The organism is Sphingomonas sp. CCH9-E2 (assembly GCF_001557215.1).
Lineage (GTDB): Bacteria > Pseudomonadota > Alphaproteobacteria > Sphingomonadales > Sphingomonadaceae > Sphingomonas.
This window is the reverse complement of sequence record NZ_LSJM01000104.1, coordinates 21,654-33,376: the sequence shown is the minus strand read 5'-3', so window position 1 is coordinate 33,376 and position 11,723 is coordinate 21,654. Positions and strand designations below refer to the sequence as shown.

Sequence of the window (11,723 nt, the reverse complement as noted above, 5' to 3'; positions counted from 1 at the left end):
GAAGAACGTGAGCGAGAAAGATCAGTCCTCCTCCGGTCGCCGGGTGCAGTTCGAGATGTTCTTCACGCTGCCTGATTTCAGCGATATCTCGCTGCGGGACTATCAGGAGACCATGCAGCGCCCTTTCTTCAGCCTTTCGAAGAAGAAGCGCCTGAAACCCATTGAGTACCTCAGTCCGGACAAGTCGGTCACCGTGCATGTATCAGCCAACCCAGCCTATGGGATGGCGACCATCTGGGATGCAGATATCATGATCTATCTGGCGTCCCACCTCAACGAATTGCGCGAGCGGGGTGACAATGACCTGTCGCCGACCATTCGTGTTCAACCTGGCGATCTTCTCAAGCGAATCTGCTGGGGTGTAAGCGGGCGCGCCTATGAGCGACTGATCGCAGCGCTTGATCGCCTTCAGGCCACGACGATCAAGACGAACATCCGAGCGAACTCCAAATCCCGCGAGACCACATTTTCGTGGATCGATAGCTATACTCATCTCGTTGATGAGCGAACCCAGCGTTCGCTTGGGATGGAAATCACGCTTTCTAAGTGGTTCTTCGACGGGGTCATGGACAAGCGAAATGTCCTTGCGATTTCGCCTCTGTATTTCGAGATAACGAGCGGACTTGGGAAATGGCTCTACCGCGCAGCTCGCAAGCACGCTGGTGGCAATGGGCCAGAAGGTTTCACGATTGGCTTCGAAACTCTTCATCAGAAAAGCGGCAGCGAAAGCTCCCTACCCTCGTTCAAGAACAAGATTCTTGAATTGGCGCGAGCTAACAACCTGCCGGATATCAGTCTGGAGGTCATTGGAGCAGAGACGCCGCGTCCAAAGCTAAAGATGGTGATGCGTCGCCATCTCGAAAAACCTTCTGGAAAAACCGAACATAGTGGCTCTGTCGCCACGGAGAGCAGACCCCAGCGCATTCAGCGCGCAACCCCCGAAAAGGCAGCCAAGGTCAGCCCTCCGCAGGAATTCGTTGATCCTGCCCTCGTGCGCAAGCTCCTTGCAACAACAAGCGCGAGCTTGCGCCCCGAACAGCAAGCCGATGCATCAGCGGCATTGGACAGCAATGCGAGCCAATCTCAGTCACGACGAAGGGGAGGGGGCGCTCAGGACACTCTTGACCCCGAAATCTATCAGGCCATCCGTGCTGAATGTCCTGGTTGGGATCTCGATGTGCTGATGCGGCAATTCGATTCCTTTTTGAACAGCAATCCGCATGAGTTGCCAAGGAACTACTCGAAACGGTTCTACGGCTTCATGAAGAAGCACCACGAGCGCAACAAGCATACGCTTCCGGGCTTTTGAAGATCGCGACCTTCTGCAGGACTTGGTAGCGGCGCCCGGCGCGCTGGTAGAGCTGCCGCTCGGCTTCAGGCCTGATTACGCTCTGCCGCAGGCATAGCGATCTATCGTAAGAATAAGAACAGTCTCATCATGCACGGCAGCTAGCGAACGTGTTTTCGGGAATCACTTCGCTTAGCCCGCCCGATCAGAGGACCGCGTCTACGTTCGGCGCCAGGTAAATAAATCGCTGACTAGGCCCAAGAGTACCGGCATAGACCCTACAGCCGTGCTTCTGCCGTCCATCTTTGACTGAAATCAGCGATCTACTGTGCAGCGCTCAAGCCAGCTGGCAGATCGCCTGAGGCTCCACTTCAGTCACTGCGATCCAGAAACCCGACAGGTCGGCCTTCAATCTGGACGATGGAAAATGCCTCCAAAAACCATTCCTGAAAACACGTTCGACCGGAAATACCACATTTCCGAAAACACGTTCGTTTCAGCCTAGGAGCAAATGGGGGATCAGAAAGTTTGGGATCGGCGCATCATATGTGAATCGGAACGCTAACTGATCCTCTGGCCTCACGCTCACAGCCGCGCTTTCAAAGTTATCAACAGGGCGGGGAGGTGGCGAACGTGTGATCGGGCATCAGATGACGTGTTATTAGAATCTGGCGGTCGTGCTATCAGAAACCGAACATCGTGTTTTCAGATTCGGCATAGCCGCCCCGACTCGCGAGAAATCAGGAGTTTGCAGGCTGATCACGAGCAGGTAACCTCTTAACCTTAGAATCTAAATCCCCTAACGTTCACGCCTGCGGCGGATTTGTTATTGATTTGATTCAAGATTAAGGAAGGCCGACATATCCCTTCGACGATGACCGCTTTGCGTGCGATGCGTACATTCCACCAGAATGGCAACTCGGCAGATTAGCGCTGGTCACAGCCTTAAGATCGATTCCGTGAATCACGACAGGGACCTGTGATTCAAACTTCCGATTGGCCTAACTTCACGTGGCTATCGCATAGTCCTCCGCATGTTAGAGGTTGGACAAAGGGAATGTCAGATCTGGCTCGAAGCCAAAGATCCCGATCTCAATGTTGCAAGGCGGTACGTCATATCTCGAAGCCAGGACCTGTTCGGTGTCACGATTGTTGAATTCTCGTGGGGGCGGATTGGAACGCGTGGACAGCGACGCATCTTATCCTTCGCCGACGCAGGCAGGGCGACAAAGTTCGTAGAACAGTTGCTGCGTCGCAGAGCGACCTCACATCATCGAATTGGCGTTTGCTACCGGGAAGTATTCCGGGGTCCATGATACGTTCACGTGTCCGTTGGGACGATTGCTCCATCGGAAGTTCGAAGGCTGACCATGCTGGCAGTCACCATAGCCGCAACTGATTGTGAAGCGGTTCGCTTGGTCACCCCAAGGCCTCTGGCAAGCTCCGCACGGGTGAGAGGTCCGATGCCGGCTACCAGACGCCAAGCCAGGGGAGCCGTCGAGGAGGCGTACAGGCCTGAAAGTGCTCCCTCAGCCTGCAGGTGAGCCCTTTGCATGGCACGGAGGTCTGCGGCTGCACTCTCAGCGGTAGCCTGAAGCGCACGGCCTAATAGGACGGGCAGGGGTTCCTCGTGAAGTTCACGGAACAGAGCCCGCGGCATGACCCCAGCAAGCGCCATTGGCGCCGAGCCCAGCCCAAACAAGTGTGGCCGCATGGCAGCAGCGAGCGATGCCGCCCAGGCCGCCCCACGCGGTGCCATACGTGTTACCGCGAACCCTCCGACCTGGACCATCTCGCTGCCGCCTTCGAGAAAGTCGATTTCTTCCGTTCTCAGTTCCGTCAGCCATTCAAGCAAGGTGCTCATCGGGTCACGGCTTGGTAGCAGCGCGTCAAGCCGCTCCAGCGCGCGATCGGCGGGCCAATAGGTCTCGGTGAACCCTTCAGAGTGGTTCTTGGCGGCCATGACCAGCTTGGCAGCATGGGCGAGGGGAGGGTGTCCTCGCCGGCTAATCCACGACAAGAACTGACGGCGTTCCTCGGAATACCACGAGCGCATCAGCTCGCTCGCTTCGAGCCCCGGATTGTGTTCAATTCCAAGATTATCAAACGGATAATCGCGCACATGCACGCGCCAGAGGCGCCGAAGTGAGGCCAGCGCAAGGCATTCGGACAACTCGGGTGAGATGAAGGGGAGGGCGCCTTCGATGCGGGCAAGCGTCAGTTGCCAAGGTGCTGGGGCGGATACCATCGGCCAGATAGTATATAAATGGCATAAAAAGTATACCCAGCTTGTACGGTGGGTTTGCTGTCCGATAAGCGCCCTTCACGGACAACACGACAATCTATATAGAGTGCCTCAAATCCGCTGCGACGCCGCCGCTCTCCCAAGGGCAGAACGCCGAAGAAACCAGCGGCGCGATCGAGCATGAAGGAGAGGCGCTTTGGCTGACGGCACCGGGCTGATCGTTGAGGTGCCGATCGATGAGGGCCTCGTCTCGCTCGGACAGGCAATCCCTCCGCAGCTCGCCGCCGAAATCGAGGCCGCCCGTTCCTACAGGGCGCGATCCAAGGCCGCGAACACCGTCCGCGCCTATGACAGCGACTGGCGGCAGTTCGAAGAATGGTGCTGGACGCGCGACCTTGAGCCCATGCCCGCGATGCCCGAGGTGGTTGCAACCTGGCTGGCGTCACTGGCTCAAGCGGGGAGGGCGGACAGTACGATCGGGCGGCACCTTGCTGCCATTGCCTGGCACCACAGGCAGGCGGGGCACGTGGCGCCGCAGCACCGTGATCCCCGCGATGTCATCGCCGATACGCTCGCCGGCATTCGGCGCGAGCAGCGCGCACGGCCGACACGCAAGAAGAGCGCCATTCTGGCGGCCGATCTGGCGCGGATGATTGCGGCTGCAGAAGGATCGAGCCCGAGGGCAATCCGTGACCGTGCGGTCATGGCGCTGGGCCTTGCAGCAGCACTTCGGCGCTCGGAGCTGGTCGCTCTGCAGCTCGCCGATCTCGAGCTCGTGCGCGAAGGGCTCAAGCTGACGATCCGGCACTCGAAGACCGACCAGGAGGGGGAGGGGCAGGTCATCGCAGTTCCGTCGGGCAAGGTGCTCAAGCCCGGTCCCCGCCTCAACGAATGGCTGAGCGTCAGGGGAGGGGAGGCGGGGCCCCTTTTCTATCGAACCGATGCTCAGGGCTTGATGACGAAGGAGCCCATGTCAGATCGCTCGGTTGCTCGCCTGATCCAGCGCTACGCCGAGAAGGTCGGTCTCGATCCGGCTGCGGTCGGGGCGCACTCGCTTCGATCGGGATTCCTGACCGAAGCTGCGAAGGCTGGTGCTTCACTGCCAAAAATGCAGGAGGTCTCGCGACAGAAAAAGGTGGAGGTGCTGCTTGGCTATGTCCGAGATGCGGCTTTGTTTGAGAACCACGCTGGCAAGAGCTTTCTCTAGCCTAGGTTCAGGCTGAAACGCGGTGCCCCAAGGACCAAGGGAGCCACCGCGACACTTACCGCGCGCACATACACCGTGACGGTGGTCTGAAATGTAACCGATTTTGAGCAGAGTCCGACGCCAAGTTGCACTGCTACCCAACTTTGAACCGCTTGGGTCTAGAGTTTTCCGCCACCAGATAGGCACTCTCGTCGCGGAAAAAGATGTCCCGACAAGCCGCATCAACGTTATGAACGCCTTCCAAACCGGGCAGCCAACCATCGCCATGGGCAGCGCCATGATCCAGCTTCTGGCGGTCTTTCTGGCCGGCTCTCGCGCAATTTGAATTCCAAATATGCCATTAATACAATGGGACATTTTCATTTGAACTGCAAATTCAAGCCAGCGCACAGCAACTGCACCTCGTTCGCGCAAGCCGCGACACGTTGATGAAGAAACCCGGCCTCATCCCGAAACCGGCGCGCCAACTGGTTTTCCGGGACGATGCCCAATCCGACCTCATTGCTGACGAGTATGAGGGTCCCTTGCGCAACCGTGATGGTCTCAATGAGTGTGCGGACTGCCGCCGGGATATCGTGATCGCCGATCAGGAGATTGGTCACCCATAGCGTGAGGCAGTCCACCAGCAAGACCCGGTCGGGTGAGGCATGCAACTCGATCGCTTCCGCAAGTTTAAGGGGGGCCTCGACCGTTTCCCATTCCACGCCGCGATCCGCCTGGTGCCGAACGATACGGTTGCGCATTTCCTCGTCGAAAGCTTGAGCCGTAGCGATGAAGACTGGCGACAGGCCGGTCGCCTCGGCTCTGGCCTGTGCATAGCGGCTCTTGCCCGAGCGCGCTCCGCCAATCACGAACAGGCTACGCATCGTCTTTCCCCATTGCGAGTTTCAACAAACCATCCACATCGAGATGATGTTCAAGCTCAGCCGCGATCGCATTGAGCGCGTCATCCACCTTCGCATCATGGTCGATCCCGTCCGACTGCGCGCCGAGCATGCCGAGCAGAGCTGAACGCAGCGCCGTGCTGGCAAATGCTCCGTGGACGTAAGTGCCCGTGACTTGCCTGTCTGCACTGGTTGCGCCGTCGGGCCGCCCTTCGCCGAGCAGCGCAAAGGGGTGACGGCAATCGGGACCGCTGGTCACGCCCATGTGCATTTCAAAGCCGGTGAAGGCTTGATCGAGCGCAGTGCCTGCAACCTGGCGCAGCGCCTTATCTCCGGTCAGGACCGTTTCGACATCCAGCAGACCCAGACCGGGGATATCTTCAGGTGGTCCCTCGATCCCTTCCGGATCGGCGATGCGGCGGCCGAGCATCTGATAGCCGCCGCAGATGCCCAGGACCTTTCCACCGCGCCGATGATGCGCAAGGATATCAATGTCCCAGCCTTGTTCGCGCATCGCCTTCATATCAGCGATCGTGGCTTTTGATCCGGGCAGGACGATCAGCGCACAATCACCGGGGATGGGCTGGCCTGGCGGTACCATGACCAGTTCGACCGAGCTTTCCGCTTTGATCGGATCGAGATCGTCAAAATTGGCGATCCGGGGGATGATCGGGCAGGCGATTTTCAGGCGACCGGCGGTTTCGCGTGCGGTTCGTTCAAGCACGACCGCATCTTCGCTTGGCAAATGGGCAGTGGCGCGCAGCCAGGGCACCACGCCATAGCCTCGCCAGCCCGAAAGCGCCTCGATCTGCCGATAACCGTCGGCAAAGAGCGCCGGATCGCCGCGAAACTTGTTGATGAGAAAACCCCGGATCATCGCCGCGTCGTCCGGGTCCAATACCGCCCTCGTGCCAACGAGCGCAGCAATGACGCCGCCGCGATCGATATCGCCGACCAGCACGACTGGCACACCGGCAGCACGGGCAAAGCCCATGTTGGCGATGTCGCCTGCCCGCAGGTTGATCTCCGCCGGCGAGCCGGCGCCTTCAACCACGACGACATCGCACTGCGCCTGCAGCCGGTGCCAGCTTTCCATGACCTCGGGCAGCAGTTCGCCACGCTTGTGCCGGAAATTGCCACCGCCCAGCGTGCCGCGGACCTTGCCGTGAACGACCAATTGCGATGTGTGGTCGGCCTGAGGCTTGAGCAGTACCGGGTTCATGTCGGTGTGCGGTTCGACCCGGCATGCTAGAGCCTGCAAAGCCTGGGCGCGGCCGATCTCGCCGCCATCGACGGTAACCGCAGCATTGTTCGACATGTTCTGGGGCTTGAACGGGCGAACGCTCAGCCCGCGATTGGCAAGGGCGCGGCACAGCCCGGCAACCAGCACCGATTTCCCGACATCGGAACCCGTGCCCTGCAACATCAGAGCGCCCATACGATATCCTTCCAGGTGAGAGCGGCCACGATGGCCCAGAGCAACAGGCAGGCGCGGACATAAATGCGCAAAGCGCGCCTGACGTCAGCAGCGCCAGCATCGCGCCGCCCGCTGCCGATCCAGTCCTTGGCATGGGTCACACCATCGTAGGACACTGGTCCCGCGAGCGCGAGATCTAGCGCGCCCGCCATGGCCGCCTCGGTCCAGCCTGCATTGGGTGAGGCGTGGCGGCGGTGATCGCGCCACAGCGTGGCCCACCCTCCGCCGCCGGCAAGACATACCACGACGCCGCCAAGCCGAGCCGGCAGCAGGTTCATCACATCGTCCGTGCGCGCCGCAGCCCACCCAAAGGCGCGCCAGCGCGCTTCCTTATGGCCGATCAGGCTGTCTGCCGTATTGATCGCCTTGTAGGCCCAGACGCCGGGCAGGCCGCCGATAACCAGCCAGAACAGCGGCGCGGCGATGCCGTCGCAAAAGCTTTCGGCCAGACTTTCGATTGCAGCTCGTGCCACACCCGCGCGATCAAGGGTGTCGGTATCACGCCCGACGATCATGGAGACGGCATGGCGCGCACTTTCGAGATCATTCTGCTCCAGTGCGACTGCGATGGGAAGAACATGATCGTAGAGGCTGCGTTGGGCCAGAGCGGGCCAGGCCAGTGCTGCGGCACCAAGCCACCAGCATGAGCCCAGCAGGTGCCGGGCGAGCGCGGTAAGGCCAAGTCCAGCCCCGATTGTCAGCACCAGCAGTATCAGAACGGTCATGACGCCGAGCGTCTTGCGTATGCCGTCTGAGTGAGTTGGCCGGTTCCATGCGCCTTCGCAGGCATTGATGATCCGGGCAAACAGGCCGACCGGATGTCCGACACGGCGATACAGCGCGCCAGGCCAGCCAATGGCAGCATCCAGCACCAGGGCCATGAGCGCGAACGGTTCAGCCATGGTCTTCGAGCACGGCACAGAGACGCTCCATCGCCTCGTCGTTGGCGGGCAGGCCAAAGCGTAACCAATCCGGTTTATCGGCGAAGGGGCGGCTGAGGATCGCAGCCCGGGCAAGACGTTCAAACAGGTGTGACGCGTCCGGCGTCGTTATCAGCCGGAAGAGTGGGCATGCGCCGCTTGCCAACAAACCGAACGAGGCCAAGCGCTGATCGAAGCTGGTGGCCTCGGCGATGAGGCGCTCCCGCATCGCGTCCTGCCAGGCGATATCCTGATAGGCGCGGGTGCCGATGGCGATCGCAGCCGCCGAGACCGGCCAGGCACCTAGCTGCTTACGCAGACTCGCCAGGATCGGACGAGGGCCCAGCACAAAACCGAGCCGCAATCCGGCGAGGCCAAAGAATTTCCCGAAGGACCGAAAGATCAGGAGTCTGTGCCGATCATCAACTTGGTCGGCGAAACTGTGGTCGGGGTGGCAGTCTGCAAAGGCTTCGTCGATTACCAGCCACCCTTTCCGACCACGCCGCACCAGAAGATCGCTCAAGGCTTCCCGAGAAAGCAGGACGCCATCCGGGTTGTTGGGGTTGGCAAGGATCAGGCTTGATCCATCGGCCAGCGCCAGATTGCCAAGCGTTACGGGATGGCTGGAGGCCGCCATCTCGCCGTGGGTGCGATAGGATGGAACGGCGTGGCAGACGTCATCGCCCAGCACCCTGCCGGCGAGGCGAAGGCCAACTTCGGTGCCTGGCACCGCGCAGACATGATCGGCATGACACCCGAAGCTGGCGGCGGCCGCTTGCTCCAGCGCGCGCAGGGCCATTTCGTCTGGCAGGGCACGCCAATCGATCTCCACCGCCCCTGCACCGTGCCAGACATGCGGATTGATCCCGGTGGAAAAATCGATCCAACCACGCGCATCGTCGCCGAAATGCGCGCGGGCCGCAGAGAGGCCGCCGCCGTGCCATGTCCAGCGATCGCGGGTCATGCGGCCGCCATCACGACAAGCGCCAGCAGCAGCGCCGCCTCGATCAGTTCAATTCCGGCGCCGTGTCCATCGCCCGAGATGCCGCCAATAGCGCGCTTGATCCACAGGCCCCATAGTGCCGCAGCAGGAACCGCAATGAGCAATGCAGGAAACGCCACCGTGGTGGCGAGAAGTACTGCGGCCCACAGCGCCAGATCGATCGGCCTGATCGCGCCCCGAAAGCGCGCACCAAGGCCATCGTGCAACGGCGATAGCAACAAGGTCCATGCCAGCGGCGCGATGCGCGCGGCGACCGGCACCCAGATCAGTGCCAGAAACTGGCTGTGCTCGATCATGCCATGCAGCAGCACGAGCTTGGTCAGCAGTTGCATGGTGATGGCCGTTACGCCGAAGCTGCCGACATGCGGATCTGCCAGGACGGCCAGGAGCCGCTCGCGGTCCTTGTGGGCCGCGCCGCTGGCATCGGCCATATCTCCCAGACCGTCCAGGTGAAGGGCTCCGGTGACGAGAACCCAGGCGATCAAGGCGGCAAGGGCTCCGGTCCAGGGATCGGTCCTTGCTCCAACCCAGGCGGCCCCGGCAACGATAAGGCCAATCACCAGCCCAGCAGCTGGAAACCAGCGCATGGACTGGGCGAATTCCTCGGCAGAAACCGTGAGCCGGGGTGTCGGCAAACGGGTGAGGAACTGGAGTGCGATGAGGAAGCCTTTCATGCGATCGGGCGCTTCATGTCCAAAGGCCCGCGATCTGGGCTGAGCGCGGCGTTCCCGGCCAGACCCGCAGGCTGATCAGCGCGGCATAGGGAAGGTCAAACGCCCAGACCTGCCGCTGTCCGAAGCCGAACAGGCTGGCCAGCGCAGCCCGGATTGCTCCGCCATGCGTTACGACCAGCGTGTCTTGCGGCGGGATTGCGGCCAAGGCCGCTTCCACGCGCGAAACCAGAGCAGACCAGCGCTCACCACCGGGTGGCGGATTGGCGTCCGGGTCGTCCCAGAACGCGCTGATCGCGGCACTGTCGACCTTAGCGGGTGCCAGACCGTCCCAGTCGCCGAAGTCCAGTTCGCGCCACCGTGAGTCGAGGATCGGGTGCAGCCCTCTTGGATCGGCGATAGCTCTTGCTGCCTCTGCCGAGCGCTGGAGATCGGAACATACAATCGACTGGAACGACAGTTCCTCGACCTGTGCCACGCATGATGCGACGCCCTCGGGCGTCGTAGGCGCATCGGTCCTTCCGAGAAGCAGACCGGGGTGGATGGGCTCGCCATGCCGCATGAGGTGCAGGAAAAACTCGCTCATACGCCAGCAGCCACGCCAGCTTCGGCAAAAGTGGCCATCTGGTTGTGTGCGGCGAGAGCTGAACGCACGATCTGGGCCGCGACCGCAGCGCCGCTCCCTTCGCCCAGGCGCATGCCCAGAGTGAGGAGCGGTGCGAGACCGAACCGCTCGAGCAACCGTTTGTGACCAGGTTCGGCCGAACAATGCCCTGCCAGGCAATGGTCGACAATTGCAGGTTCGGCGGCAAAGATCGGCGCGATGGCAGCGCAGCAGATGAAGCCATCCAGGAGCACCGGCACCCGAAGTTGCCTTGCACGGACAATTGCACCTGCCATTGCGGCTATTTCCCTCCCGCCCAGACGCCGCAGGGTTTCGAAAGGCGTTGACGGTGCAACCTGATGGAAGACGAGTGCCGCTTCGATTACACCGATCTTGCGCGCCACGCCCGCCGGATCGAGCCCCGTTCCCGGGCCGACCCATTCGCCTGCACCGCCTCCCAGCGCCTTTGCACAGAGGGCTGCAGCGGCCGTGGTGTTGCCGATGCCCATCTCGCCAGGGACAAGGAGATCAAGGCCGGCTTCGACCATGGCGGCCCCGGAAGACAGCGCGGCAAGGCATTCGCTTTCGGTCATGGCCGGGGCTGAGGTGAAATCGGCGGTTGGCCGGTCAAGCTCCAGCGCCAGCACCTGAAGATCGAGCCCGGCAGCGGCACACAGCGCGTTGATGGCAGCGCCACCTGCTTCAAAATTGGCCACCATCTGGTGGGTGACTTCGGGAGGAAAGGCGCTCACGCCCCGTGCCGTGACGCCATGATTGCCCGCAAACACGACTGCACGCCCCCGTTCCAGCCGGGGTCTTTCGTGGCCTTGCCAACCGGCCATGAAGATCGCGATCTCTTCCAGCCGTCCCAGGGATCCTGGCGGCTTGGTCAGTTGCGACTGCCGGTTGCGCGCGCTGGCCATTGCTGTTTCATCTGGCGCAGGCATATCGGCAATGGCAGCATCAAAGGCATCGACGGAAGAAAACGTGCTCATTGCGCGACAAAGCCCGGCGGCGGTGTGCGGGTGATGAAGTGGCCTTTGACGCCCTGCGGCCAGTCCTTGAACGGAACCCGGCCATGTTCGCTTTGCGCATAATGGACGGCATAATCGAGGATGGCAGCGGCGGCATCTTCATCGGGAGTGAAGCGGCCCAGAACATACCCGACTTTGCCTGGCGCACGAAGATGGACCGTGCAGAATTCGCTGCAGGCGAACAAGCAGGGCATTTCCTGCACCGCGATACCGGAATAGCGTTCATCGCGTGCCTGCACGGCGCGCAGGGCCTCGACCATACGCGCGCCACCACGCACACCGGCGTCATCCTCCTTTGCGGTGCTGCTGTGTCGGCAGGTGTTGCATGCTACTACGGCAGGGCCGTCCTCGACGGGGATCAACATAATTTCTTGCTCCATAGATTGGGGG

Annotated in this window: 12 protein-coding genes; 3 read left to right on the top strand and 9 right to left on the bottom strand. The window is 61.3% G+C overall.

Translation table 11 applies throughout. The annotated features are described in order from the left end of the window. Window positions 1-55: 55 nt before the first annotated feature. A complete protein-coding gene (locus AX681_RS05450; protein ID WP_082660526.1) occupies window positions 56-1,309 on the top strand; it encodes a replication initiator protein A in 1,254 nt (417 codons plus the stop codon). 1,013 nt (window positions 1,310-2,322) lie between these two features. Continuing rightward, window positions 2,323-2,604, top strand: coding sequence for a WGR domain-containing protein (locus tag AX681_RS21315; RefSeq protein WP_082660524.1), 282 nt, complete (start codon window positions 2,323-2,325; stop codon window positions 2,602-2,604). A 5-nt stretch (window positions 2,605-2,609) separates the two neighbouring features. Here the strand turns inward: AX681_RS21315 and AX681_RS05445 are convergent, their stop codons facing one another. Further along, complete coding sequence (locus AX681_RS05445) at window positions 2,610-3,536, bottom strand: hypothetical protein (RefSeq protein WP_058803369.1); 927 nt, start codon at window positions 3,534-3,536, stop codon at window positions 2,610-2,612. Between the two features lie 193 nt (window positions 3,537-3,729). On the opposite strand from AX681_RS05445, the gene AX681_RS05440 reads away from it, so the two are divergent. Continuing rightward, entirely contained in the window at window positions 3,730-4,740 is a 1,011-nt protein-coding gene (locus tag AX681_RS05440) for a site-specific integrase (protein WP_230960947.1), read from the top strand. Window positions 4,741-5,099: 359 nt separating this feature from the next. Here AX681_RS05440 and cobU read toward each other — a convergent pair whose 3' ends face one another. Genes cobU through AX681_RS05400 form a run of 8 tightly spaced genes read right to left on the bottom strand, consistent with a single transcriptional unit; the run spans window position 5,100 to window position 11,698 of the window. Beyond that, window positions 5,100-5,606, bottom strand: a complete 507-nt coding sequence (cobU, locus tag AX681_RS05435; protein ID WP_039330671.1) for a bifunctional adenosylcobinamide kinase/adenosylcobinamide-phosphate guanylyltransferase — start codon at window positions 5,604-5,606, stop codon at window positions 5,100-5,102. Beyond that, a complete protein-coding gene (locus tag AX681_RS05430) occupies window positions 5,599-7,062 on the bottom strand; it encodes a cobyric acid synthase (RefSeq protein ID WP_039330669.1) in 1,464 nt (487 codons plus the stop codon). The genes cobU and AX681_RS05430 overlap by 8 nt, the downstream gene beginning before the upstream one ends. After that, entirely contained in the window at window positions 7,050-8,003 is a 954-nt protein-coding gene (cbiB, locus tag AX681_RS05425; protein ID WP_039330667.1) for an adenosylcobinamide-phosphate synthase CbiB, read from the bottom strand. The genes AX681_RS05430 and cbiB overlap by 13 nt, the downstream gene beginning before the upstream one ends. Beyond that, entirely contained in the window at window positions 7,996-8,985 is a 990-nt protein-coding gene (locus tag AX681_RS05420) for a threonine-phosphate decarboxylase (RefSeq protein ID WP_039330665.1), read from the bottom strand. Before AX681_RS05420 ends, cbiB begins: the two co-directional genes overlap by 8 nt. Continuing rightward, the gene (gene cobS / locus AX681_RS05415; RefSeq protein WP_039330663.1) at window positions 8,982-9,698 is read right to left on the bottom strand and encodes an adenosylcobinamide-GDP ribazoletransferase; all 717 of its coding nucleotides are present in this window, start codon (window positions 9,696-9,698) and stop codon (window positions 8,982-8,984) included. The genes AX681_RS05420 and cobS overlap by 4 nt, the downstream gene beginning before the upstream one ends. Before the next feature lie 13 nt (window positions 9,699-9,711). Then, window positions 9,712-10,281, bottom strand: a complete 570-nt coding sequence (locus AX681_RS05410; RefSeq protein WP_039330661.1) for a histidine phosphatase family protein — start codon at window positions 10,279-10,281, stop codon at window positions 9,712-9,714. After that, the gene (gene cobT, locus AX681_RS05405; RefSeq protein WP_039330659.1) at window positions 10,278-11,294 is read right to left on the bottom strand and encodes a nicotinate-nucleotide--dimethylbenzimidazole phosphoribosyltransferase; all 1,017 of its coding nucleotides are present in this window, start codon (window positions 11,292-11,294) and stop codon (window positions 10,278-10,280) included. Before cobT ends, AX681_RS05410 begins: the two co-directional genes overlap by 4 nt. Further along, the gene (locus tag AX681_RS05400; protein ID WP_039330657.1) at window positions 11,291-11,698 is read right to left on the bottom strand and encodes a DUF1636 domain-containing protein; all 408 of its coding nucleotides are present in this window, start codon (window positions 11,696-11,698) and stop codon (window positions 11,291-11,293) included. The genes cobT and AX681_RS05400 overlap by 4 nt, the downstream gene beginning before the upstream one ends. Window positions 11,699-11,723: the final 25 nt, after the last annotated feature.